Source organism: Kineococcus sp. DHX-1 (assembly GCF_042473625.1).
GTDB lineage: Bacteria > Actinomycetota > Actinomycetes > Actinomycetales > Kineococcaceae > Kineococcus.
Map to the genome: position 1 here is coordinate 2,884,049 of NZ_CP170445.1, position 23,811 is coordinate 2,907,859.

The 23,811-nt window shown below is 75.3% G+C and carries 19 protein-coding genes; 8 read left to right on the plus strand and 11 right to left on the minus strand.

All coding sequences use genetic code 11. The features are described 5' to 3' along the window. Positions 1-5: 5 nt before the first annotated feature. The 4 genes from ACFEMC_RS13885 to ACFEMC_RS13900 all read right to left on the minus strand — a co-directional run bounded on the left by ACFEMC_RS13885 (position 6) and on the right by ACFEMC_RS13900 (position 8,129). Positions 6-3,383 (minus strand): ATP-dependent helicase, encoded by a 3,378-nt coding sequence (locus ACFEMC_RS13885; protein ID WP_380170177.1) that lies wholly within the window; start codon positions 3,381-3,383, stop codon positions 6-8. After that, on the minus strand, positions 3,383-6,784 hold the full coding sequence (locus ACFEMC_RS13890) for an ATP-dependent helicase (RefSeq protein WP_380170178.1): 3,402 nt from the start codon (positions 6,782-6,784) through the stop codon (positions 3,383-3,385). The genes ACFEMC_RS13885 and ACFEMC_RS13890 overlap by 1 nt, the downstream gene beginning before the upstream one ends. Before the next feature lie 92 nt (positions 6,785-6,876). Beyond that, entirely contained in the window at positions 6,877-7,776 is a 900-nt protein-coding gene (locus ACFEMC_RS13895) for a methylenetetrahydrofolate reductase (RefSeq protein ID WP_380170179.1), read from the minus strand. Beyond that, on the minus strand, positions 7,773-8,129 hold the full coding sequence (locus tag ACFEMC_RS13900) for an MGMT family protein (protein ID WP_380170180.1): 357 nt from the start codon (positions 8,127-8,129) through the stop codon (positions 7,773-7,775). The genes ACFEMC_RS13895 and ACFEMC_RS13900 overlap by 4 nt, the downstream gene beginning before the upstream one ends. A 55-nt stretch (positions 8,130-8,184) precedes the next feature. Here ACFEMC_RS13900 and ACFEMC_RS13905 point away from each other — a divergent pair, with 55 nt between their 5' ends. Continuing rightward, positions 8,185-8,667 carry a pyridoxamine 5'-phosphate oxidase family protein gene (locus ACFEMC_RS13905; protein WP_380170181.1) on the plus strand — a complete coding sequence of 161 codons (483 nt, stop codon included), beginning with the start codon at positions 8,185-8,187 and terminating at the stop codon, positions 8,665-8,667. A 3-nt stretch (positions 8,668-8,670) separates the two neighbouring features. Here the strand turns inward: ACFEMC_RS13905 and ACFEMC_RS13910 are convergent, their stop codons facing one another. Then, on the minus strand, positions 8,671-9,462 hold the full coding sequence (locus ACFEMC_RS13910; protein WP_380170182.1) for a DUF3152 domain-containing protein: 792 nt from the start codon (positions 9,460-9,462) through the stop codon (positions 8,671-8,673). 214 nt (positions 9,463-9,676) lie between these two features. Here ACFEMC_RS13910 and ACFEMC_RS13915 point away from each other — a divergent pair, with 214 nt between their 5' ends. Together ACFEMC_RS13915 and ACFEMC_RS13920 are read left to right on the plus strand one after the other, a co-directional pair. Further along, positions 9,677-9,901 (plus strand): DUF3107 domain-containing protein, encoded by a 225-nt coding sequence (locus ACFEMC_RS13915; RefSeq protein ID WP_380170183.1) that lies wholly within the window; start codon positions 9,677-9,679, stop codon positions 9,899-9,901. Positions 9,902-10,177: 276 nt separating this feature from the next. Then, complete coding sequence (locus ACFEMC_RS13920) at positions 10,178-11,863, plus strand: DEAD/DEAH box helicase (protein ID WP_380170184.1); 1,686 nt, start codon at positions 10,178-10,180, stop codon at positions 11,861-11,863. 65 nt (positions 11,864-11,928) lie between these two features. On the opposite strand, the gene ACFEMC_RS13925 is transcribed toward ACFEMC_RS13920, so the two are convergent. From ACFEMC_RS13925 to ACFEMC_RS13935, 3 genes are all read right to left on the minus strand, one after another. Beyond that, positions 11,929-12,531 (minus strand): MarC family protein, encoded by a 603-nt coding sequence (locus ACFEMC_RS13925; RefSeq protein WP_367639413.1) that lies wholly within the window; start codon positions 12,529-12,531, stop codon positions 11,929-11,931. Beyond that, on the minus strand, positions 12,528-13,376 hold the full coding sequence (locus ACFEMC_RS13930; protein ID WP_380170185.1) for a PHP domain-containing protein: 849 nt from the start codon (positions 13,374-13,376) through the stop codon (positions 12,528-12,530). Before ACFEMC_RS13930 ends, ACFEMC_RS13925 begins: the two co-directional genes overlap by 4 nt. Before the next feature lie 68 nt (positions 13,377-13,444). Then, a complete protein-coding gene (locus ACFEMC_RS13935) occupies positions 13,445-14,113 on the minus strand; it encodes a DUF6758 family protein (protein ID WP_380170186.1) in 669 nt (222 codons plus the stop codon). 243 nt (positions 14,114-14,356) lie between these two features. On the opposite strand from ACFEMC_RS13935, the gene ACFEMC_RS13940 reads away from it, so the two are divergent. Next, positions 14,357-15,796 carry an aminopeptidase P family protein gene (locus tag ACFEMC_RS13940; protein ID WP_380176783.1) on the plus strand — a complete coding sequence of 480 codons (1,440 nt, stop codon included), beginning with the start codon at positions 14,357-14,359 and terminating at the stop codon, positions 15,794-15,796. 64 nt (positions 15,797-15,860) lie between these two features. Here ACFEMC_RS13940 and ACFEMC_RS13945 read toward each other — a convergent pair whose 3' ends face one another. Both ACFEMC_RS13945 and ACFEMC_RS13950 read right to left on the minus strand, forming a co-directional pair. After that, positions 15,861-16,655, minus strand: coding sequence for a general stress protein (locus ACFEMC_RS13945; protein ID WP_380170187.1), 795 nt, complete (start codon positions 16,653-16,655; stop codon positions 15,861-15,863). Positions 16,656-16,795: 140 nt separating this feature from the next. Beyond that, positions 16,796-17,398 (minus strand): Dps family protein, encoded by a 603-nt coding sequence (locus ACFEMC_RS13950; protein ID WP_380170188.1) that lies wholly within the window; start codon positions 17,396-17,398, stop codon positions 16,796-16,798. 64 nt (positions 17,399-17,462) lie between these two features. Here ACFEMC_RS13950 and ACFEMC_RS13955 point away from each other — a divergent pair, with 64 nt between their 5' ends. The 4 genes from ACFEMC_RS13955 (at position 17,463) to ACFEMC_RS13970 (ending at position 22,282) form a co-directional block, all read left to right on the plus strand. Beyond that, the gene (locus ACFEMC_RS13955) at positions 17,463-18,770 is read left to right on the plus strand and encodes a magnesium transporter MgtE N-terminal domain-containing protein (protein ID WP_380170189.1); all 1,308 of its coding nucleotides are present in this window, start codon (positions 17,463-17,465) and stop codon (positions 18,768-18,770) included. Further along, positions 18,763-19,419 (plus strand): DUF1003 domain-containing protein, encoded by a 657-nt coding sequence (locus ACFEMC_RS13960; RefSeq protein WP_380170190.1) that lies wholly within the window; start codon positions 18,763-18,765, stop codon positions 19,417-19,419. Before ACFEMC_RS13955 ends, ACFEMC_RS13960 begins: the two co-directional genes overlap by 8 nt. Continuing rightward, on the plus strand, positions 19,416-21,170 hold the full coding sequence (locus tag ACFEMC_RS13965) for a GspE/PulE family protein (protein ID WP_380170191.1): 1,755 nt from the start codon (positions 19,416-19,418) through the stop codon (positions 21,168-21,170). Before ACFEMC_RS13960 ends, ACFEMC_RS13965 begins: the two co-directional genes overlap by 4 nt. A 65-nt stretch (positions 21,171-21,235) precedes the next feature. Beyond that, the gene (locus ACFEMC_RS13970) at positions 21,236-22,282 is read left to right on the plus strand and encodes an NAD(P)-dependent alcohol dehydrogenase (protein WP_380170192.1); all 1,047 of its coding nucleotides are present in this window, start codon (positions 21,236-21,238) and stop codon (positions 22,280-22,282) included. Between the two features lie 105 nt (positions 22,283-22,387). On the opposite strand, the gene ACFEMC_RS13975 is transcribed toward ACFEMC_RS13970, so the two are convergent. Then, positions 22,388-23,749, minus strand: coding sequence for a Gfo/Idh/MocA family protein (locus tag ACFEMC_RS13975; protein ID WP_380170193.1), 1,362 nt, complete (start codon positions 23,747-23,749; stop codon positions 22,388-22,390). Positions 23,750-23,811 lie beyond the last annotated feature (62 nt).

Sequence of the window (23,811 nt, forward strand, 5' to 3'; positions counted from 1 at the left end):
CGGGGTCACAGCCCCGGCGCGGCGGGTACCGAGCGGACCAGCCGCTCGAGGTCGTCGGCGTCGAGCAGGTCGACCGGTCGCACGGTGTCCCCGGTGGAGGCGTAGAAGAACGCCGCGCTGACGTCCTGCAGCGGGACGCCGTGCCAGCGCGACCACGCGAGCCGGTAGACGGCGAGCTGCACGTCGCGGGCCCGGGCACCCTCGCCCTCCGGGGGGCGGCCGGTCTTCCAGTCCACGACGTCCCAGCGCGTCCGGCCGTCCGCACCCGTCGTGGCGAAGACCGCGTCGATCCGACCGCGCACCACGAGGTCCGCCACCGGCGTCTCGACCGACACCTCGACGGCGACCGGGTCCCGCGACGCCCACTCGGAGGCGAGGTAGGTGCGTTGCAGCGCAGCCAGTTCACGGTCGGGCGCCGCGTCCTCGTCAGCCGATCCGGGCAGGTCGACGAGGTCGAGCAGCGAGCTGGCCGTGAACCGCTGCTCGAGCCAGGCGTGGAACGCGGTCCCGCGCCGGGTGGCGGGTCGCGGCTCCAGCGGCACCGGGCGGCGCAGCTGCAGGGCGAGCGCGTCGGGGTCCTGGGCGAGGGCGACCAGGCGGGAGGCCGACAGGTGCGCCGGCAGCAGCACGCTCGGGGCCTGGTGGGCCGCAGCGCGTTCGGCGAGCAGCAGCGCGGTCTGCTCCCGCCAGGACCGGACCTCCTCGTCCTCCACCTCGTCCACCACGGGCCCGTCGTCGCCTCCCGGGTCCGCGGCCGACAGGGCGGCCCGGACGAAGGTGGCCCCTGCGTCGACGTCCACGCGGCGCGACGCCAACGGGTCCACGGGCCAGACGACGCGCTGCGGGTTCGCCGTGCGCGGGTTCACGGCGTCCGGTTCGGGCCGTGGCGCCGGCGGGAGGGAGACCAGCCCGGGCACGCTGCCCGGCGGTGCCTCCAGCACCTCCAGGAGGAACCGCGACGGCTCCCGCGGCTTGGTCGCCTCGTCCCAGGAGGCGCCCGACAGCAGCAGCTCCTCCTTGGCCCGGGTGAACGCGACGTACGCCAGCCGCCGCTCCTCGGCGAGCTGGTGGTCCCCGCAGGCCGCGAGGAAGTCCTCCCGCGCCGCGTTCAGCTCCTGCTGCGTCGAGGCGGACGTGATGGCGAACTCCGGCAGGCTCGTGCGGTCCCCGCGCAGCGGGTACGGCAGCACACCGAGGGAGCTGCTGCCCCCCAGCCACCCCGGGGCGGTGTCCCCCGTGGCCGGGAAGCTCTTCTCCACCAGCCCGGGGACGGCGACGACGTCCCACTCCAGGCCCTTGCTGGCGTGGACCGTCAGCAGCTGCACCGCGTCCGTCGCGACGTCGGAGGCCCCCGGCTCCAGACCGCGCTCGCGGACCTCCGCGGCGTCGAGCCAGGACAGGAACCCGCCCAGCCCCGGTCGTTGCGACCCGGCCGAGAAGGACGCCGCCGCGTCGGCGAGGGCGTCGAGGTTGCTGCGCTCGAAGGACGGCGAACTGCCCGGCCGGGCGGCCACCTCGACGTCGAGCAGCAGGGAGCGCTCCACCTCCCCCACCAGGTCGGCCACCGGCAGGTGCGTCCGGGTGCGCAGGCGTCGCAGCGTCCCCGCGAGCCGGGCCAGCCGGCGCAGCGCACGCGGCGACAGCCCACGACCGTCCGGCCCCGTCCAGCCCGCGGTCGGCAGCTCGTCGAGCGCCTCGACGAGGCTGACCCCCTCGACCTCGTCGGGCAGGACGACGACGTCGACCGGGTCCAGGTCCACGCTGGCCCCGCCGTCCCCGTCGCCGCCGTGGTTCCGGCGGCGCTGCAGCTGCCGCGCCCAGGCGCCGAGCGCGGCCACGTCGCGGGGACCGAGGCGCCAGCGGGCACCCGTCAGCAGACGGGCGAGGTGGTCACCGCGGCCGGGGTCGTGCAGCACGTGCAGCGTCGCGACGACGTCGGCGACCTCCGGCGTCGACAGCAGGCCGCCGAGACCGACGACCTCCACGGGGAGGCCGGCCTCGCGCAGCGCGCGCTGCAGGACGACGAACTGCGACCGCTTGCGGCACAGCACGGCCGCGGTCCGTCGTGGCCGCACCTCGGCGCCGGGCACCCGGCGCGCGGCGGCGAGGCGCTCGGAGTCGGCGCGCCAGACCTCCGACAAGCGGGCGGCGACCTCGGCGGCCTCCTCCTCGACGGTCGAGGCGAAGGCGGTGCGGACGCGGCCGGTACCGGCGCCCGGGCGCGGACGCAGGACGGCGACGCTGCCCGCGTCGAGGGCGTCGTTCAACGGCCCGGCGACGACGTTCGCCGCCGCGAGGACGCCCACGTCGTTGCGCCAGCTCGTGGCCAGCGGCAGCCGGGCGGCGGGCGTGTCGTCGACGCGGCGGAAGTGCGCGGGGAAGCTCACGAGGTTGCCGGCGCTGGCGCCGCGCCAGCCGTAGATCGACTGGTGGGGGTCGCCGACCGCGGTCACGGGGTGGCCGTCGCCGAACAGCGAGCGCAGCAGCGCGAGCTGGGCGTAGCTCGTGTCCTGGTACTCGTCGAGCAGCACGACGCGGTGCCGGGCGCGCTCGGTGGCGGCGACGGCGGGGACCTCGCGCGCCAGCCGGGCCGCGACGAGCACCTGGTCGCCGAAGTCGAGCTGGTCGGCCTCGCGCTTGCGGCGCTGGTACTCCCGCAGCAGCGGGACGACCTGCTTGCGGGCCTGCTGGACCGCGAGCAGGGCCGAGACCTTGGCGTACGGCTCGCCGGGCACGCCGGCGCCGAACTTCGCCACGGCCTTGTCGTCCTTGGGCAGCGTCCGCACGAACGCCTCCACCTCGTCGACGAAGCCGATGAGGTCGTCGGCGTCGACGAGGTGCTCGGCGCACTCCCCCGCGAGCTGCAGGAGCGCGGCGGCCAGCGTGGTCGGGGCGGCGTCGACCGCGGGCAGGTCGCCCCGCCACGTCTCGACCACCTCGGAGGCGAGCTGCCACGCCCCGGCGTCGGACAGCACCGTCGACTGCGGCTCGATCCCGAGCCGCAGGCCGTGGTCGCTCACGAGCGAGGCGGCGTACGCGTGGTACGTCGAGACGACCGGCTCGCCCTCCCCCAGCGGGTCGTCGGTGGCACCCTCGGCCCCGGGCGCGAGTCCGTGCGCCCGCAGGGCCCGCAGCCGTCGGCGGACGCGCTCGGCGAGCTCCCCCGCGGCCTTGCGCGTGAAGGTCAGGCCGAGGACGTCCTCGGGGGCGACGAGGCCGTTGGCCACCAGCCAGACGACCCGTGACGACATCGTCTCCGTCTTGCCCGAGCCGGCGCCCGCGACGACCAGCAGCGGTTCGACGGGCGCCTCGATGACGGCGACCTGCTCGGGAGTGGGCGCGGGACGGCCGAGCCGCTGGGCGATCTCCAGGGCGGTGAGCATCAGCGGCCCCCCTCCTCGACGACGCTGCGGCCGGCGTCCTGCGCCGGGCAGGAGCTGGCGACCGGGCAGTACCCGCAGTGCGGGCCGACGACGGCCTCGAAGGTGCCGGCCGCCATGCCCTCGGCCGCGTGCTCGACGAGTTCCCGGGCCCACGACGGGTCCTCGTCGTCGTCGAGGGCGACCTGGTGCTGCTGGGGCGCCTTCTTCTGCGTGCCCCCGAGCTGGACCAGCGCCGCCCCGCCGGACGACGGCGCGCGGGTGGGCATCGTGTGGAACGCCCCCTCCTGCGCGGCGAGCTGGTAGACGCCGAGCTGCGGCAGCCGGGCGACGTCGGCCTTGGAGGGCTGGGTCTTGCCCGTCTTGAGGTCCACCACGACGGGACGGCCGGCGGCGTCGCGTTCGAGGCGGTCCACCCGGCCGCGGATGCGGGCCCGTCCGACGGTGACGTCGACGTCGAGCTCGACCCCCACGAGCGTGCGTCCCTCGCGCCGGGCCTCGCGGTAGTACTCCGCGAGCTTGTCGACCATGCGCTCGGCGCGGGCCCGGGCGGTGTCGGCCACCCAGCCGTCCGGGAGCCCGAGCGTGGGCCACAGCACGTCGAGGCGGCGTCGCAGCTCCAAGGCGTCCGCGTCGGGCGCCTCGGCGGCGATGCGGTGGACGAGGTTCCCGATCGACTGCCCCGTCGAATCACCGGGCCGGGCGCCGGAGCTCTCGAGCAGCCAGCGCAGCCCGCACCGCTCGAAGCTCTCGACGCGCGAGGGCGAGACGGCGACCGGGTCCTCCGGCGCGCGCAGCGGACCGTCGTCGGTCAGCTCCTCCAGCCCGTACCAGTCGCCCGGGTCCGCGCCGGGCACCCCGGCGCGAGCCAGCTCGGCCAGCTGCCGCGCCGCGGCCGCGCGCCGCAGCGGGGTCTCGACGGCGTCGGGAGAGCAGACGACCTGCCGCAGCCGGGCCACGAGCGCGGGCAGGGACACCGCCCGCGGCACCGTCGACAACGGGCGCTCGTCGTCGCCGTCGGCTCCCGCCGCCGCCGGGACGGTCGCGAGGTCGGCCACGAGGTCGACCAGGGCCGACGGGCGCTCGTCCTCGGTGCGGACCGCCGTCACGACGAGCTCCTCACGGGCCCGCGAGACCGCGACGTGGAACAACCGCAGCTCGTCCTCGAGGACGGCCCGGCGGGCCCCTGGACCCTCGCTGTCGCGGCCCTCCAGGACGTCGACGAGCGCCTGGGCTCCCAGGACGGACCCGCGCAGTCGCAGGTCCGGCCAGACCCCCTCCTGCACCCCCGCGACGACGACGAGGTCCCACTCCCGCCCGACGGCGCCCTGCGGGGTCGTCAGCGTCACGGCCCCGGCGTCCGGGGCGCGGTCGGCGAGCGTGTCCGAGGGCACCTCGGCGTTCTGCAGCTGCTCCAGGAAGCGGGCCGCGCTGCCCGCGCCGGGGAAGCGGTCGACGAAGCGACCGGCGGCCTCGAACAGGGCGAGGACGGCGTCGAGGTCGCGGTCGGCCCGTCCGGCGTCCGCCCCCTCGAGCGTGCTGCCCGCGAGCGCCGACCGCTGCCAGCGGGTCGCGAGGCCGGTGGCGTCCCAGACCGCCCAGAGCACGGTCTCGGCGGAGGCGTCGGCGGCGAGGGCGGCGCGGCGGCCGGCACGCAGGACGGCGGCGACGCGCTGGGCGGGGAGGAGCGCCGGGTCGTCGCCCTGCACGCGCGCCCGGTCCCCCACTGTCCCGTCGGCGCCCGCGCCGGCCTCGAGGTCGGCCCCCGGGTCGGCCTCGGGATCGGCGAGGACCTCGGCGAACGCGGCGGTGAGCACGACGTCGCTGCTGCGCCCACCGCCGTCCGCTCTCTCGCTGCGCCGCAACGACTGCCGCAACCGGCGCAGCGCCACGACGTCGGCCCCGCCGACGGGGGAGGTCACGAGCTCGTGGGCGACGGCCTCGGTCAGCTCGGCCGGGTCGAGGACGACCGCGAGGGCCGTCAGCAGGGGCCGGACCGCCGGTTCGTCGCGCACGGGGACCTCGGCCAGGGGCACGGCCAGCGGGACACCGGCGTGCGTCAGCCCGCGCCGCAGCGCGGCCGTGTGCCCGGCGGACCGGACGACGACCGCCATCTGCGACCACGGGACGCCGTCGAGGAGGTGCCGGCGGCGCAGCCGCTGGGCGACCCAGGCGGCTTCCTGCGTCGGGGACCCGAGCACGGCGACCTCGACGCGGCCCTCCCCGGAGCGCACCGGGACGGCCGCCCGCTGCGGCGCCCCGCCGAGGGCACCCACCCGCTCGGCCACCGCACGCGTGACCGCGCGCAGGGGCGGCCGCTGCCGGTGGTCGGCCCCCAGGACCACGGCGCGCGCCGGGGCGCCACGGACGGCGAAGCGGTCGGCGAGCGCCGAGGCCGTGCGCGCGTCGGCGCCGCGGAAGCCCTGCGTGACGCTGTCGGGGTCGACCGTCAGCACGAGGTCGCGCCCGCCGGCCACGGCCTCGAGCAGGCGGAGCCCGGCCTCGGACAGGTCGTGGGCGTCGTCGACGGCCACCAGGTCCCAGCGGTCGCGCTCGGCGGCCAGGAGCTCGGGCTCGGCGCGCAACGCGGCGACGGCCTCGTCCACGACGGCCGCGGGGTCGTACGCCTCGGCCCGCCCCAGGGCGTTGACCTGCAGGTACTCCTCCAGCACGGCGGCTCCGGCGACCCACTCCGGGCGGTCGTGGCGTCGGCCGAGCTCGACGAGGTCCTCCGCGCGCAGCCCTCGTTCGACGGCGCGCATCAAGAGGTCCCGCAGCTCGTTGCGGAAGCTGCGCAGGCCCCAGGAGGCCCGCGGGACGTCCCCGGGCCAGTCGGGTGCCGCGAGCGCGCCCGTGAGGGTGACCGTGCCGTCGGCGTCGAGGTCGAACAGCTCGGAGGGCGCGTCCTGCGACGTCACCGCGAGGTGGCCGCGCAGGAGGTCGGCGAGGATCGCGTCCTGCTCGGCGCCGGAGATCAGGCGGGGCGGCGGGGCCCCCTCGTGGACGTGCACGCGGCGCAGGACGCCGAAGGCGTAGCTCTGCGGGGTGCGGGCCGCGGGCTGACCGGTCGTGCGGCGCAGGGCGTCGGACAGGTCGTCGCGCAGGAGGTCGGCCGCCCGGCGCGTGGGCGCGAGGACGAGGACGCGGTCGGGGTCGACGCCGTCGCGGGCGACGCGGGCGGTGACCAGCGCGCGGAGCGTGTGCGTGCGGCCGGTCCCGGGAGCCCCCACGACGACCAGGGGGCCGCTGCCGGGACGGGTCGCGACGACGGCGTCCTGGCGGTCGTCGGCCACCGGCGCGTCGGCGACGACCGGTACGGCGCGCCGCAGCCGCGGCACCGGCGGCCGGCGCCGCCCCTCGCCCCCGCCACCCTGTGCGCCACCCGCAGCACCCGCGTCCGTCACGTCCACCCTCAGCACGCCGTCATGTGACCACACGGGTCCGACACGACCCCGGACGCCGCCTCCCGGTGGGCCCCGGCGCGTCGAGCCCACCGTCAGCCGTCTCCGGCGGGCGCAGCCAGCCCCAGCTCACCGACGAGCGCCTCGACGTTGGAGGCGGCGTTGAGGGAGTACAGGTGCAGCACCTCCACGCCCTCGGCGAGCAGCCGACGGCCGTCCTCGACCGCCACCCGCATCCCCTCCTCCCGGAAGGCTCCGCGGTCGTCGAGGAAGGGGTCCAGACGGCGGTGCAGCCACGAGGGCTCGTGGCCGTCGGTGAGCCGGCGCGTCACCTCCAGCACGCGGGGGCTCGTGACGGGCAGCAGCCCCGGCAGCAGCGGGACGTCGCAGCCGGCGGCCGCGAGCCGGTCCCGCAGCCGCAGGAAGTCCTCGACGTCGAACGTCAGCTGGGCGATCGCGCACCGGGCGCCGGCGGCGAACTTGCCGAGGAGGTGGCGCACGTCGGTGTCGAGGTCGGGCGAGTCGGGGTGCCCCAGGGGGAAGGCCGCCACCGCGACGGTCTCGGCGCCGTGCTGCAGCGCGAGGCGCACGAGCTCGTCGGCGTGCTGCAGCCCCTGCGGGTGCGGTTCCCAGGGGGCGCGGGGGTCGCCGTCGGGGTCCCCCCGCAGCGCCAGGACGTCGCGCACCCCACCGGCGGCGAGCTCGTCGAGGACGTCGGCGAGCTGGGCCGTGGACTGACCGACGGCCGTGAGGTGGGCCAGCGGACGGATCGCGGTCTCGCGCGCCAGCCGGGAGGCGAGCTCCACGCTGCCGGCGCGGTCGCCACCGCCCGCCCCGTAGGTGACCGAGGCGAAGACGGGCCCGAGGGGCGCCAGGCGCTGCACGGCCCGCCACTGCCGCTGCGCGGTGGCCTCGTCGTGGGCGGGCGAGAACTCCACGGAGAAGCGACGGCGGGCCGCGCGCAGGTCGTCCACCAGGGTCGGGCGGGCGGTCACGGGGCGGGCACCTCCTCCCAGGGGGCCGTCCAGGAGCCCGCGTCCCAGCGGGCGCGGTCCAGGTCGACCCGCACGTCCGCGGGGTCGTGGGCCAGCCGGCGCAGCGGCGTCCCCTCGGTCCGCCAGCGGTGCAGCGCCTCGGGGGCCAGCGGCGGCGGGGCACTGCCGTCGGCGCGCAGGACCCGCCACCAGGGCGTACCGGACCCGAAGCGCCGCAGCACGTTGCCGACGAAGCGGGGGCCGCGGTCGCCGACACGCGCGGCGACGTCGCCGTACGTCAGCACCCGCCCGGACGGGATGGCGTGGACCACCTCGAGGACCTCCTCGGCCCGGGCGGGCAGCGCGTTCTCCACAGCGGCAGCCTGTCAGAGGGGTGCTCGTGTCGGACCCCCGGTGCAGGGTGCCGCCATGACGAACGCCCCCTCTCCCGGCCCGCGGTGGAGCGACGTGGAGGTCGGCGCCCCCGACCTCGCCGCCGCCGTGCTGGCGCGCTTCACCGCCGCCCGCCACCACGTGCTGGCGACGCTCTCGCGGGACGGCTCCCCCCGGGTGTGGGGCACCGAGGTCGACCACTGGCGCGGCGACCTGCTGCTCGGGTCGATGGTCATGGCGCGCAAGCTGGACGACCTGCGCCGCGACCCGCGCTTCGCCCTGCACGCCCACACCGGGGACGGGTCGATGGCGGACGGGGACGCCAAGGTCTCCGGTCGCGCCGAGGTGGTCACGGACGAGGACGTCCTGGCTGCGTACACGGCCGACCGGCACCCGCCGGAGCCGTACGTCCTCGTGCGCCTGCACCCCACGGCGGTCGTCCTCACCGAGCTCGACGGCGAGCGCCTGCGCATCACGTCGTGGCGGGACGGGACCGGCCCGCGCACGGTGGTGCGGTGAGGGTCAGGGGTGGGGCCACGGGTTGGGCAGCGCGCCGCGGAGCCCCTTCGTCTGCTGCACCATCACCGGCGCCAGTCGCCCGGGGCCGGGGTTGGGCTCGTGCCCGTGACCGAGGACGTGGCCGATCTCGTGGTTGACGACGTACTGCCGGTAGCCCGTGCGGTCCTGGCCGTAGTCGGGGATGGCCCGCACCCACCGGTGCCAGGTGAGGACGGCGGCGTCCCCGGACCGGCACGAGAGCGTGCCCATCGTCCGCAGCGGCCGGCACAGCGCGGCCGAGGTGTCCGGCGTGGCCAGGACGAGGCGCATCTGCGCGTCGCCGTCGGTCCGCGCGAAGCTCGTCGTGCCGCCGGAACCCCAGCTGCGCGGGTCGTTGAGGACGCCGAGGGCGAAGTCGGCGAAGGCGACCGGGTCGAGCAGCCCCGCGGCGACGAGGTCCTGCTCGACCTCGACGCGCACGGTGCGGACACGGGCCGAGGGCGGCGCCGCGGAGGAACCGGGGACGACGGTCAGGACCCCGCCGCCGGACTGCGGGACGTCGGCGCCGAGCACGCCGGCGCGGACGTCGTCGGCCGTCAGGCCGGGCGGCAGCGCGGGCGTGGACGGGGTGGCGGACGGGGTGGAGGACGAGGGGGACGACGAGGGGGACGACGACGCGGACGGCGAGGGTCCCGCCGCCCCGGTGGTGGAGGTGGGTGTGTCGGACGGGGTCTGCTCCACGCAGCCGGCGAGCAGCAGCCCGGCACCCCCCAGCAGCAGGGCGCGGCGGGCGGGGGTCGGGACGGCGGCGGGCACCCGCGCAGCATGTCAGCCGCCCGCGGCGTGGCTCGGGACCCGTGTCGCCGGGACCCGTGTGGCCGGGACCCGCACGCCCCCGCGGTCGCCGCCCGACCGTCCGCCGGCAGCGAACCGGGCGGCCGGGTGCCGCGCCGGGCGACTAGCGTGGAGCCGGAGCCGTCTCGGGCGAGGCGGCGGCAAGTCCAGATCGGCGACCCGGGAGGGGACTGCGGTGGAGGTTCGGATCGGCGTGCAGAACGTCGCACGCGAGCTGGTGTTCGAGTCGGCCCAGACCAGCGAGGAGATCACGAGCGCCGTCTCGCAGGCGCTGTCCGCGGGCACGGTGCTGTCGCTGCTCGACGAGAAGGGCCGTCAGGTCGTGGTCCCGGCGGCCTCGATCGGGTACGTCGACATCGGCGCGCAGGAGAAGAGCCGCGTGGGGTTCGGCCTCAGCTGACCCCCTGCGCGGGCACGGCGCGGGGGTGGCGGGACCGTCCACCGCCCCCGCGGCGCGCCGCGCAGGACGCCCGCGCGTCACACCGGCGACGCAGCCGGTTACCATGACGGGGTTCAGGGTTGCCCGGTCGCCAGTCACGATCGGCTGCCGACTGCCGCGACGCGGCTGCACGCTCCGCCTGACGACGTTCCCCGCTCCTGGCTCCGACTTCTCGCCGAGCCGCTGGGGCGGGTCCTCCGCGGACGCGGCCGCGCTCGCCCCTCGCACGGGAGACGCATGACCGACACGAGCACGACGAGCGACGAGACCGACACCGTCGCCCCCACCGCCGAGGCCCCGGCGCTGCGCACCTTCGCCGAGCACGGAGTGGAGCCGCGCATCGCCGCCTCGCTGGCCGGGGCGGGCATCACGACCCCCTTCCCCATCCAGTCCATGACGCTGCCCGTGGCGCTGACCGGGCACGACATCATCGGCCAGGCCAAGACGGGGACGGGCAAGACGCTCGGCTTCGGCGTCCCGCTGCTGCAGCGCACCGCCGTCCCCGGCGACGCCGACTACGACGCGCTGCCCGCGCCGGGCAAGCCGCAGGCCCTGGTCATCGTCCCGACGCGCGAGCTCGCGACGCAGGTCGCCGGCGACCTGACGACGGCCAGCCGGTCGTACCCGGCCCGCATCCTCACCGTCTACGGCGGCCGCGCCTACGAGCCGCAGATCGAGGCCCTGGCCAAGGGCATCGACGTCGTCGTCGGCACCCCCGGCCGCCTGCTGGACCTCGCCCAGCAGCGTCACCTGGACCTGTCGCACGTCGCGTGCGTCGTCCTGGACGAGGCCGACGAGATGCTCGACCTGGGCTTCCTGCCCGACGTCGAGCGGCTCCTGGCGCAGACCAACCCGGCCCGCCAGACGATGCTCTTCTCGGCGACGATGCCCGGTCCGGTCGTCGCGATGGCGCGGTCCTACATGCGCCAGCCGACCCACATCCGCGCGGTGGACCCGACGGACGACGGCGCCACCGTCGCCGCGATCACGCAGTTCGCCTACCGCACCCACGCCCTCGACAAGGTCGAGGTGCTGGCCCGCATGCTGCAGGCCACGGGCCGCGGGCTGACGATCATCTTCAGCCGCACCAAGCGCACAGCGGCCTCCGTCGCCGAGCAGCTCGTCGAACGCGGCTTCGCCGCGGCCGCCATCCACGGCGACCTCGGCCAGGGTGCGCGCGAGCAGGCGCTGCGGGCCTTCCGGACCGGCAAGGTCGACGTCCTCGTCGCCACCGACGTCGCTGCGCGCGGCATCGACGTCGAGGACGTCACGCACGTCGTCAACTACCAGTGCCCCGAGGACGAGAAGGCGTACCTGCACCGCATCGGCCGCACCGGCCGCGCGGGCAACACGGGTGTCGCCGTCACGTTCGTGGACTGGGACGAGCTGCCGCGGTGGAGCCTCATCGACAAGGCGCTCGGCCTCGGCTTCGGCGAGCCCGTCGAGACGTACTCCACGTCGCCGCACCTGTTCGACGACCTGTCCATCCCCGAGGGCACGACGGGCCGGCTGCCCCGGACCCAGCGCACGCGCGCCGGTCTGGAGGCCGAGCAGGTCGAGGACCTCGGCGAGGTCGGCGCCGCCAAGGGCCGCCGCGCCCGGTCCGGCGGGAGCGGCGGGTCGGACTCCTCCCGCCGCGGCGGTCGGCCGTCGGCCCCGGACGAGCAGGCCGAGGAGGGGGTCGTCGAGGAACGCGTCGAGCGTCCCCGGCGGAACCGGACCCGCCGCCGCACGCGCTCCGGCGTCGAGGTGGAGCAGGGCACGGAGGCGACCCCGGGCACGCCGACGGACACGCCCACGGACACGGCCCCGCCCGCCGCCGAGGCCGCGCCGGAGAAGGCCCCGCGCCGTCGTCGCCGCACCCGCACGAGCGACACGACCGGTGACACCACCGGCGAGAGCGCGCAGCCCGTCACCGACTGACGGACCCCGGCACGACGAAGGGCCCCCTCCCGACCGGGAGGGGGCCCTTCGTGCATCGAGGGGGGTCAGGCCCCGACGACGAACGTCCGGACGGCGTCGGCGACCAGCTGCACGGCGATGGCCGACAGCAGCAGACCCGCCACGCGCGTCACCAGCAGGACGCCGGAGTCGCCCAGGACGCGGTGCACGAGTCCGGCGAAGCGCATGGCCAGGTACAGCGTCACGTGCACCGCCACGACACCGAGGGCGATGGCCGCGCGGTCCCCCCAGTCCTGCGCCTGCTGCACGAACACCATCGTGGCGACGATGGCGCCGGGCCCGGCCAGCAGCGGCGTGCCGAGCGGCACCATCGCGACGTTGACCCCGACGGTGCTCGTCGGCTCGTCGCCCTTGCCGGTCAGCAGCTCGAGGGCGATGAGCAGCAGGAGCAGACCGCCCGCGGCCTGCAGCGCCGGGAGGCTGATGTGCAGGTAGTCGAGGATGCGCTGGCCGAAGACGGCGAAGGCGACGATGACGCCGAAGGCGACGACGACGGCCTGCCGGGCGGCGCGGGACCGCTCGGTGGTGCTGAAGCTCGCGGTGAGTCCCAGGAAGATCGGCACGGTCCCGAGCGGGTCCATGATGACGAAGAGCGTGACGAAGCTCTCCCCGAACAGCTGCCAGTTCACGCCGGGTGCGCCAGGCGGGACGCGGCGGCGATCTCGTCGATGCGGGCGAGCGACTCGGGTTCGGTCGTGTTCTCCCCCAGCAGGTTCCGCTTGCCCGCCCCGTGGTAGTCGCTGGACCCGGTGACGAACAGGCCGAGGGCGGTGGCGAGGTCGCGCAGGTGCGCGCGCTCGGCGTCGGAGTGGTCGCGGTGGTCGACCTCGAGGCCGGCCATCCCGGCCTGCGCCATGGCCGCCACCTCGTCGTCGTCGATGCAGCTGCCGCGCTTGGACGCCGCGGGGTGGGCGATGACCGGCACCCCCCCGGCGGCGCGCACGACGCGGACGGCCTCGACGGGGTCGGGCGCCGTCTGCGGGACGAAGTACTTGCCCCGGCCGGACAGCAGGGTGGCGAAGGCCTCGTCGCGGTCGGCGACGACACCGCGCGCCACGAGGGCGTCGGCGATGTGCGGCCGGCCGATGGTCGCCGGGCCGTGGACGTGCTCCTGGACGTCCTCCCAGCACAGGCCCGTGTCCGGGCCGAGCCGGTCGACCATGCGACGGGCCCGGCTCTCGCGGGAGGTCCGGGACTCGGTCAGCATCCGCACCAGGGCGGGGTCCTCGGGGTCGTGGAGGTAGGACAGCAGGTGCACGGACACTCCACGGAGCAGACAGCTGATCTCGACCCCCGGGACGAACCTCAGTCCCGATCGGTCGGCCGCGGCCGTGGCCTCCGGCCAGCCCGAGCTCGTGTCGTGGTCGGTGAGGGCGACGACGTCGAGTCCGGCCTGTGCGGCGGAGGCGATCACGTCGGCCGGGGATTGTGTCCCGTCGGACGCCGTGGAGTGCGTGTGCAGGTCGATGCGCACCGCACGAGCCTACTCTCCGTGGCGGCCCTCTCCGTGCGCTCGCGCGTCCGTCGTGCGAGGACGACCGCTCAGGCGCGGGCGGGGGCCCCCTGGTCGGCCCACCGCAGCCGGGGCGACAACGCGCCGCACGGGACGTCCAGCTCGTGGGCGGGGTCGCGCAGGTCGACGAGCTCGAGGTCGTCGAGCAGCGTGACGCCCGCCGCCGCGGGCCACAGCAGCGCCCACAGCCACACGCCGCCCGCCTCCCCGACCAGGACGGCACGGTCGCCGTCGGCCGGGACCGACCACAGCGGTGTCGAGGCCCCACCGGCGTGCAACCGGGCGGCCGGACGTCCCGTCACGAGGTCCTCCCCCGGGTCCAGGTCACCCCGCCCGGCCAGGTGCGCACCCAACCCGCTGCCGGGCTGCTCGGCGACCAGGAGCACGTCCGCGACCGGGGAGCAGCCGGCCGGGCCGTGGTGCGGGCCCGAGACGGCCACGACGACGGCCTGCGCCTCGTGCTTCTCGTCGCGCACGCACCGCGTCCCGGTGACGAGCCAGCCGTCGGGCAGGGGCCACGGCAGCCACACCGGCACGGCGGCGTGCCGGGCGATCCAGTCGAGGTGCTCGGCGTCAGCCGGGTGCGGCGGCTGCAGCGGGACCACCTCCCCGTGCACCGCACAGGTGTAGCCGGAGTGCCAGATGCTGGGTGCCCTCACCGCGCCGTCGCAGCGGGGGCACTGCGCTGTACCGCCCATGCTCCACGGTGGCCCCGGTGACGGTCGGTCGTCAACCTCTCGTCACGCAGCGTGGCCGATCGTCGGTCGAAGTCCCGGGGCGCGACGACAACGCGCCGGGGACGGGGCGATGATGAACGGGTGAGCTCGCAGACGACGACCGACCAGACCACCGAGCAGGCCGTGGCGGACCTGCTGGACCGCCAGGCGCCCGAGGGCGAGGGCACGGTCGTGGAGGGTGCGGAGGCCGCCGAGGACGGCACGATGACGTCGCACCGCTCGACGCCGCGCTCGGCCGCCTTCCGGTCGTTCATCGCGCAGGGCTGGGGTCCGCGCCCGGCCGAGGACCTCGAGGCCGCCGGGGTGGCGCCCTTCGCCGCCCGCCGCCGCGAGGTGCTGTCCTCGCTGTTCCCGGGCGAGGTGCTCGTCGTGCCCGCGGGGACGCTGGTGCGCCGGTCCAACGACTGCGACTACCGCTTCCGGCCGCACTCGGCGTTCGCCCACCTCACGGGTCTGGGCACCGACCGCGAGGCGGACTCCGTCCTGGTGCTGCTCCCGACCGCCGAGGGCCACGACGCCGTCCTCTACGTCCGCCCGCAGGCCGCGCGCGACACCGAGGAGTTCTTCGCCGACGCCCGGTACGGCGAGCTGTGGGTGGGCCCGCGCACGACGCTGCCGGCCCTCGCCGCCCAGACGGGTCTCGCGTGCCACGACGTCGCCGCGCTCACCGACGAGGTGAGCGCGGGGCTCGAGGGCGCCCGCGGCTTGCGCATCGTCCCGGACGCCGACCCGGCGGTCACCGCGCTCGTCACGCCGCTGCGGGGCCCGGCGGACGAGAAGGCCGACGAGGAGTTCGTCACGGCGCTGTCCGAGCTGCGCCTGGTCAAGGACGAGTGGGAGGTCGCGCAACTGCGTGACGCCGTCGCGGCCAGCGCCCGCGGCTTCGAGGAGGTCGTGCGCACCCTCCCCCGCGCCGTCGGGCACGCCCGCGGCGAACGCGTCGTCGAGGCCGCCTTCGACGGCACCGCGCGCATCGAGGGCAACGGCGTCGGGTACGAGACGATCTCCGCCGCCGGCGACCACGCGTGCACCCTGCACTGGATCCGCAACGACGGGGCCATCGCCCCCGGCCAGCTGCTGCTGCTGGACGCCGGCGTGGAGGTGGACTCCCTGTACACCGCCGACGTCACGCGGACGCTGCCGGTCGACGGCACGTTCACCCCGGCCCAGCGCCGCGTCTACCAGGCCGTGCTCGACGCCGCCGAGGCCGCCTTCGCCGTGGCCAAGCCGGGGGTGAAGTTCCGCGAGGTGCACGAGGCGGCCATGAAGGTCGTCGCCGACCGGCTGTCCGCCTGGGGGATGCTGCCCGTGGACGCCGCCACCTCGCTCGGCGAGGAGGGGCAGTTCCACCGGCGCTGGATGCCGCACGGCACGAGCCACCACCTCGGCCTCGACGTCCACGACTGCGCCCAGGCCCGCAAGGAGATGTACCTCGACGCCGAGCTGCGCGAGGGCATGGTGTTCACCATCGAGCCGGGGATCTACATCAAGACCGAGGACGAGCTGGCGCCCGAGGAGCTGCGCGGCATCGGCGTCCGCATCGAGGACGACGTGCTCGTCACGGCCGACGGGGTCGAGAACCTGTCCGCCGCCCTCCCCCGCACGCCCGACGACGTCGAGGCGTGGATGGCGTCGCTGCGCTGAGGCCCCGGACGACGCAGGACCGCCGCCCGACGCGAGGCGTCGGACGGCGGTCCCTGGTCGACGGTCAGCGCTCGGAGCGTTCCTGCTCCTCGCGCGCCCTCGCCTCGGCGGCCTCGGCGGCGCGCCGCTGACGACGCGCCTCCTCCATCTTCTCGGCGTACGTCGGGCCCGACAGGTCGTGCACCGGCTCGGGTTCGGGTGCCTTCTCGAACGACGGCGGGGGCGGCGGCTGGGTGGCAGGACCGGAGCCGGGCTGCGGCGGCGGCATGTACGGCTGGGTGCCGCCGGGCGGCGGACCCCACGGCCGCTGCGTCGCGTCGGGCGCACCCCACGGGGACTGACCTGACGGCGTCCCGCTGTCGCGGCCGAGACCGTTGGGCAGGCGGGAGAGCACCTCGCGGGCCTGGCCCGCCAGCTGCGGCAGGCACAGCACGGTGTACTCCGACGCCACGATCTGCGACGACGACGTGAAGTCGCGACGGCCGCCCGTCAGCGCGTAGGAGATGACGCCGAACAGCATCCCGAACCCGGCGCCGACGAGGATGCCCGTGAGGAGCGCCCCGCTGCCGCCGGGGCCGAACACCGACAGCATGAGCCCGATGAGCAGACCGAACCAGGCACCGGAGGCTGCTCCCGCCCCCGCGGCGCGACCGTAGGTCAGCCGGCCGGTGACCCGCTCGACCATCTGCAGCCCGGTGCCGACGATCGTCACGTTCTGCACGGGGAAGTGCTCGTCGGAGAGGAAGTCCACCGCGCGCTGCGCCTCGGAGTAGGTCCCGTAGCGGCCGATCGTGTCGCCCGAGGGGGGCGTCGGCGTGGTGATCCGGCGCGGACCACCCATGGGCCCGAGGTTCGACATCAGACTTCCTCACCTTCTCGACCCGTCCCGCGACGTCGGCGCAGGATCGGCGGCGGCGCTCCCGCGGGGGCCGCCGTCGTCCTGGTCAACGCCGCGGGACCTCGCTCAGTGCCCGCCGGGACCGTACTCCCAGGGAGTGCTCAGGCGGACTTGCGCTTGACGCCCGCGCGGCCCGCCTGCTGCTTGGCCTCGACCTCGGTGCTGGCACCGGCGGTGGTGAGCTGGCCACCGGTGGTCTCGAGGTGGGCGCGGACGAACCAGTGGAACTGCTCGAGCTGGCCGGCCTGCGCGATGAGCATGTCCTGCGTGACGAGGTCGAGGTCGTCCGTGGCCTCGATGGCCTTGCGGTGGTCCTCGATGACGCCGCTGTAGACGAGGTCGAGCGCGCCGAGGTGCTCGATGGCGCCCGCGCGGCCGATGGAGTAGTCGTCCCAGCCGCGGTCGGCGACGAGCGCGCCCGGCGTGCCGACGGGCGACAGGCCCAGGGTCGCGATGCGCTCGGCGGTCGTGTCCGCCATCTCGCGGACGGCGTCGACCTGCGGGTCGAGCATCTCGTGGACCGCGACGAAGTGCGGGCCCACGACGTTCCAGTGGACGTGCTTGAGCGTCAGGTGCAGGTCGGTCAGGGCGTTGAGGCGGTCCTGCAGGAGCGCTGCGATCTCGGCGCCCTGCTCCACCGTCAGCCCGGGGATCGTGTAGAGCGGGGTGCCCTCGGACTTCATCTTCTTGCTCTCCTTGGCCATGCCGTCACGGTAGGAGCGCACGTCGCGCACCGCGAGCTGGAAGTCAACCCCTAGATTGGAACGTGTGACCGGACCCACCACGCGTGTCTTCGCCGCCCGCCTGGCGGGCACATCGGTCTTCGACCCCCAGGGCGACCAGGTCGGCCGGGTCCGTGACGTCGTGGGGATGCTGCGACCGCGCGGGCCGGTGCGCGTCATCGGTCTGGTCGTCGAGGTCCCCGGTCGACGCCGCGTCTTCGTCCCCATGACCCGCGTGACGTCCATCGACGCCGGGCAGGTCATCACGACGGGCCTGGTGAACATGCGCCGCTTCGAGCAGCGCGGCGCCGAGACGCTGCTGCTCGCCGAGCTCCTCGACCGCACGGTCCAGCTCGCCGACGGCAGCGGGGAGGCGACGATCGAGGACCTCGGCCTGGACGCCGTCCGCGTCCGGGACTGGCACCTCACCCGGCTGTTCGTGCGGCGCGGGACCACCCCGCGGGGGCTGTCGGGCCGGCTGCGGCGACGCGGGGAGACCATGACCATCCCCGTCGAGGGCGTCCTCGGCGGTGTCATCGGCCTGGCGTCCCCGGACCAGGACCAGGGGGCGACCAACCTCCTCGCGGCCTTCGAGGAGCTCAAGGCCACGGACCTGGCCGAGGTCATCCACGAGCTGACGCCCAAGCGCCGCCGCGAGGTCGCCGCGGCCCTGGACGACGAGCGGCTCGCCGACGTCCTCGAGGAGCTGCCCGAGGACGACCAGATCGAGATCCTCTCCGGCCTGGAGGGTGACCGCGCCGCCCACGTGCTGGAGGAGATGCAGCCCGACGACGCGGCCGACCTGCTCTCCGAACTGCCCTCGGAGCAGGCCGAGCGGCTCATGGCCCTCATGGACCCCGAGGACGCCGAACCGGTCCGCCGCCTGCTGGCGTACGACGACTACACCGCCGGTGGTCTCATGACGACCGACCCGGTCGTCCTGGCCCCCGACGACACCGTCGCCGAGGCGCTGGCGCACGTGCGGCGCACCGAGCTGAACGTCCCGCTCGCCACGGCCGTCTACGTGTGCCGCCCGCCCCTGGAGACCCCGACCGGACGGTTCCTGGGGACGGCGCACCTGCAGCGGCTGCTGCGCGAACCGCCGCAGACGCCGCTGGGGCAGCTGCTGGACAACGACATCGACCCCCTCGCCCCCGAGGAGACGCTGCAGGCGGTGACGCGTCGGCTGGCGGCGTACAACCTCGTCTCGCTACCCGTGGTGGACGAGGACGGCCACCTGCTGGGGGCCGTGACCGCCGACGACGTCCTGGACCACCTGCTGCCGGAGGACTGGCGCGACGCGGAGGAGGAGGTCTTCGAGGGGCCGACCGGACAGGAGAACAACCGTGCCTGAAGCCCGCGAGAACCGCCGCGGCCAGCGCCGCGAGGCGGTGTCCCTCGACACCCCCCGCGAGAGCCGGCGTCCCTGGCTGTCGCGTCCGCAGGTCGACCCCGACGCGTTCGGCCGCGCCTCGGAGGGCTTCGCCCGCTTCATGGGGACGGGCCGCTTCCTCGTCTACATGACGGTGTTCGTCGCCGTGTGGCTGGCGTGGAACACGTTCGCCCCCAAGAGCGTGCAGTTCGACCCGCGGGCCCTGAACTACACGCTGCTGACGCTCATCCTGTCGCTGCAGGCGTCCTACGCCGCCCCCCTCATCCTGCTCGCCCAGAACCGACAGGACGACCGCGACCGCGTCCTCAACGAGCAGGACCGCTCACGCGACGAGCGGGCCCTGGCCGACACCGAGTACCTCACCCGCGAGGTCGCGGCACTGCGCATCTCGCTGCGCGACGTCGCCACCCGCGACTTCGTCCGCTCGGAGCTGCGCTCGATCCTCGAGGAGCTCGCCGAGGAGGGCGTCACGGTCTCGGCGTCGCCGTCACGCGACGCCAAGCGCAAGGGCGGCAAGAAGCGCAAGCGGGTGACCGACCCGGCTGCGCCCACCCGCGTGGCGGAGCCGGACTCAGGTCCGGAGCGTGAGGTGCCGACACCAGAGGGGTGACGACTCTCGACGACGGCCCCGCCACCACCGGCCAGGTCCCCGCCCAGGGCGGCAACCAGGCGCGCAAGCGCCTCGGTGACGTCCTCGTCGAGAAGGGCCTGCTGGTCCCCGAGGACCTCGAGGTCGCGCTCGCCGAGCAGCGCAACGTCGAGGGCCCGCGCCGGCGCCTGGGACAGATCCTCGTCGAGCTCGGGATGGTCTCCGAGGCCGAGCTCGCCCAGTGCCTCGCCGAGCTGCTGAACCTCGAGCACGTCGACCTCTCCCGCATCAACCTCGCGCCCGACGTCGTCCGCATCCTGCCCCGCGCCGTCGCCGAGCGCTGCCGCGTCCTGGTGCTGGACAAGACGCCGGAGTACCTGCTCGTCGCGGCCGCCGACCCCACGAACGTCCTCGCCCTGGACGACGTGAAGCTCTACACGCGCACGCCCGAGCTGCACGTCGTCGTCGCGATGGACTCCCAGATCCGCGACCACCTGGCCCGCGCGTGGTCCCTCACCGAGGACACCTCGCAGGTCTCGCGGATGGTCGAGGACGCCACCGACGACGAGGACGAGGACCCGCTCGCCGCGCTCAACGGCTCGGTCGACGACGACGCCCCCATCGTCAAGCTCGTCAACCGGATCCTGTCCGACGCGGTCCGGCTGCGCTGCTCCGACATCCACCTGGAGTCCCAGCGCGACCAGCTGCGCGTGCGGTTCCGCGTCGACGGCCTGCTGCGCGACGTCATGAGCGCCCCCAAGCGCGTCGCGCCCAGCGTCATCAGCCGCATCAAGATCATCTCCGGGCTGGACATCTCCGAGCGCCGCATCCCCCAGGACGGCCGCACCCGCGTCATGGTCGACGGGTCCGCGATCGACTGCCGTGTCTCGACGCTGCCGGCGCTGCACGGCGAGAAGATCGTCATCCGTCTGCTGACGCGCGGCGACGACGTCCCCTCGCTGCCCTCCCTCGGGTTCGAGCCCGAGCAGCTCGAGATCTTCGAGAAGGCCCTCAGCGTCCCGCAGGGGCTCGTCCTCATCACGGGTCCCACCGGGTCGGGGAAGACGAACACCCTCTACGCGGCCATCCACGCGACGATGTCGCCGGAGAAGAACATCATCACCCTCGAGGACCCCGTCGAGGTCCAGCTGCCCGGGATCACCCAGGTCCAGGTGCACGCCAAGGTCGGCATGACGTTCTCGGCCGGCCTGCGCTCGGTCCTGCGCCAGGACCCCGACATCGTCCTCATCGGTGAGGTGCGCGACACCGAGACGGCCGAGCTGGCGCTCAAGGCGTCGATGACCGGTCACCTCGTGCTGACGACGCTGCACACGAACTCGGCCGTGGGCGCCCTGACGCGTCTGGTCGACATGGGCGCTGCGCCGTTCCTCGTCGCCAGCTCGCTGACGGCCGCGATCGCCCAGCGACTCGTCCGCAAGCCCTGCGACTCCTGCGCCGACGGGTACATCCCCGACGAGAACACCCTGGCGCTGCTCGACCTCACGATCGAGGACATCCTCGACGCGACCCCGCTGAAGGGCACCGGCTGCCCGGAGTGCGGCGGCACCGGCTACCGCGGCCGGACCGCTGTCTACGAGGTCCTCGACGTCACGCCCAGCATGCGCAAGGTCCTCATGCACGACGCGACGGAGTCGGCGCTGCTGGCCGAGGCCGAGCGCATCGGGATGAAGAACCTGCGGGCCTCCGCGCTGGCCAAGGCCATGCGCGGCGAGACGACCTTCGAGGAGGTCATCCGCGTCACGGCAGGCTGACCGACGCCTGTCGGTTTGACCGGCGTAGCCTCGACGGACCAGCCGTCGAGGAGAGGAACGCCGTCGTGCGCGCAGTCCAGTACCGCCGGATCGGAGCGGCCCCCGAGGTCGTCGAGGTCGAGAAGCCGACGCCCGGGCCCGGTCAGGTCCTGCTCGAGGTGACCGCCGCCGGGATCTGCCACTCCGACGACTTCGTCATGGGGCTGCCCGAGGACCAGTACACCTACGGCCTGCCCCTGACCCTCGGCCACGAGGGCGCCGGCCGCGTCGTGGAGCTCGGCCCCGGCGCCGAGGGCGTCGAGGTCGGGACGAACGTCGTCGTCTACGGCCCGTGGGGCTGCGGGACGTGCCACCAGTGCGCGCAGGGCAAGGAGAACTACTGCCCGCGCGCCGCCGACCTCGGCATCGCCCCGCCCGGCCTCGGGGCCCCCGGTGCCCTCGCGGAGTTCATGCTCGTCGACTCCCCGCGCCACCTCGTGCCGATCGGCGACCTCGACCCCGTCGCGACCGTCCCGCTGACCGACGCCGGGCTCACGCCGTACCACGCGGTCAAGCGGTCGCTGCCGAAGCTGCGCGCCGGATCGACGGCCGTCGTCATCGGGGCCGGCGGCCTCGGGCACGTCGCGATCCAGCTGCTGCGGGTGCTGTCCCCCGCCCGCGTCGTCGCCCTCGACGTCAGCGAGGAGAAGCTGGCGTTCGCGACCTCCGTCGGCGCCCACGACGTCGTGCTGTCCGACGCCGACGCCGCCCGGAACGTCCGCGCGCTGCTCGGTGGCCGCGGGGCCCAGCTCGTCCTGGACTTCGTCGGCGCGCAGCCGACCATCGACACCGCGATGGCGCTCGCCGACGTCGAGTCCGACGTCACGATCGTCGGGATCTCCTCCCAGCCGGCCGCCGCGCAGGTCGGGTTCTTCCGGCAGGCCTACGAGGCGTCGGTCTCGGTGCCCTACTGGGGTTCGCGCAGCGAGCTGATCGAGCTCGTCGAGCTCGCCCACCAGGGGGTCCTCGACGTGCACACCGAGACGTTCTCCATCGAGGAGGCGCCGGAGGCGTACGAGCGGCTGCACGCCGGCACCCTCACCGGCCGCGCCGTGGTCGTCCCCTCCCGCTGACCCCTCGCCCAGGCCCCCTCACCCGCGTGGAGGACACACACTTTCCGCCCTCGGAAACCGATTCCTGAGGGCGGAGGGAGTGTCCTCCACGCGGGACGGGACGGGTCAGGGGCGGGCGAGGGCCGCGGCGGCGGGGCCGAGGTCGAGGTCGTCGACGCGCACGGCCTGCCCCGACTCCAGCGAGGAGTTGGCGGCGATCCCGACCACGACGGAGCGCACCCCGTCGCGCCAGGAGGCGGTGCGGTGCAACGGGTCCGGGACGGGCCCGGCGAATACGTCACGCAGCAGCAGGGCGTCGCCACCGCCGTGGCCGCCCTCCCCCACCGGGATGGGCACCTCGTGCGCCGCCTCGAAGTGCCGCTGCACGAGGAGCCGCTCGGAGACCGGGCGCACGCCCGTCGCCGCCTCGACGTCCTCGGGGTGCATGCTCGGGTCGACCTGCCGCCGGCCCTCGCCCAGGGGCACCTCCCCGCGCTCGACGACGGTCAGCTCCGCGCGGCCGCGGGTGCCGTTCACCGCGACGACGTAGCCCTCCCACGGGGAGTGCGCGTTGAGGGCGTACGACAGGGTCGCCGTCCCACCCGGCACGGCGGAGTCGACGACGAGGGCGAGGTTGTCCTCGATGGTGATGCCGTCGTCGAAGACGTCGCGGTCGCGCAGGTACCCGTCGTGCTGCTCGTTCTCCAGGTACAGCTCGCGCAGCTTGGGGTCGGCGGCGAGGTCGAGGGAGAAGGCGTCGGTGCGTCCGGCCGCCGACGTCCCCCGCTCCGGCCGCGGCCCGAGGCCCCGCGCGGCGGCGTTCGCAGCCCCGTAGAACCGCAGACCACCGCTGGCGAAGACCCGCTCGGGCACGCCCTGCGTCCACCAGTTCACGAGGTCGAAGTGGTGGGAGCTCTTGTGCACGAGCAGCCCGCCGGAGTTCTCCTTCTGCCGGTGCCACCGGCGGAAGTAGTCGGCGCCGTGGGCGGTGTCGAGCACCCACTCGAAGTGCACGGACGTCACCGTCCCGATGCCGCCGTCCGCGATGACCCGCCGCAGCGCGGTGTTCCGCGGCGCGTACCGGTAGTTGAACGTCACGAGCACGTCGCGGCCCGTCCGCTCCACGGCCTCGGCGATGCGGCGCACCCCCTCCTGCGTCGTCGTGAGGGGCTTCTCGACGACGGCGTCCGCACCGGCGTCGAGGGCCGCGACGACGAGGTCGGCGTGGGTGTGGTCGGGCGTCGTCACGACGACCCGGTCGACCCCGAGGCGGCGGACGGCGTCCGCGAGCTGCGCGAGGTCGACGAGCTCGGGCGCCGGACGGCCCGCGGCGACGAGACGGCCGGCGTGCACGGCCGCGCGGCCCGGGTTGGTGTCGGCGAGGGCGACGAGCTCGCCGTCGCCGGCGTGCGCCCCGGCGAGGGCGTCCACGTACATCGTCGCGCGGGAGCCGGCGCCCACCAGGGCGTAGCGGCGGGGGCTGGGCACGGACGTCCTCCTCGACGACGGGCAAGCGCTTTCCGGGACACCCTTCCACCGGCCCGGGCCGA

What these genes read in the sequence shown, in the direction of transcription:
- ACFEMC_RS13905 (WP_380170181.1), top strand. Translation starts at nt 8,185, where the DNA reads ATGACGAACGCCCCCTCTCCCGGCCCGCGGTGGAGCGACGTGGAGGTC.
- ACFEMC_RS13935 (WP_380170186.1), bottom strand. Translation starts at nt 14,113, where the DNA reads ATGGGCGGTACAGCGCAGTGCCCCCGCTGCGACGGCGCGGTGAGGGCA.
- ACFEMC_RS13945 (WP_380170187.1), bottom strand. Translation starts at nt 16,655, where the DNA reads ATGTCGAACCTCGGGCCCATGGGTGGTCCGCGCCGGATCACCACGCCG.
- ACFEMC_RS13885 (WP_380170177.1), bottom strand. Translation starts at nt 3,383, where the DNA reads ATGCTCACCGCCCTGGAGATCGCCCAGCGGCTCGGCCGTCCCGCGCCC.
- ACFEMC_RS13950 (WP_380170188.1), bottom strand. Translation starts at nt 17,398, where the DNA reads ATGGCCAAGGAGAGCAAGAAGATGAAGTCCGAGGGCACCCCGCTCTAC.
- ACFEMC_RS13940 (WP_380176783.1), top strand. Translation starts at nt 14,357, where the DNA reads ATGACGTCGCACCGCTCGACGCCGCGCTCGGCCGCCTTCCGGTCGTTC.
- ACFEMC_RS13920 (WP_380170184.1), top strand. Translation starts at nt 10,178, where the DNA reads ATGACCGACACGAGCACGACGAGCGACGAGACCGACACCGTCGCCCCC.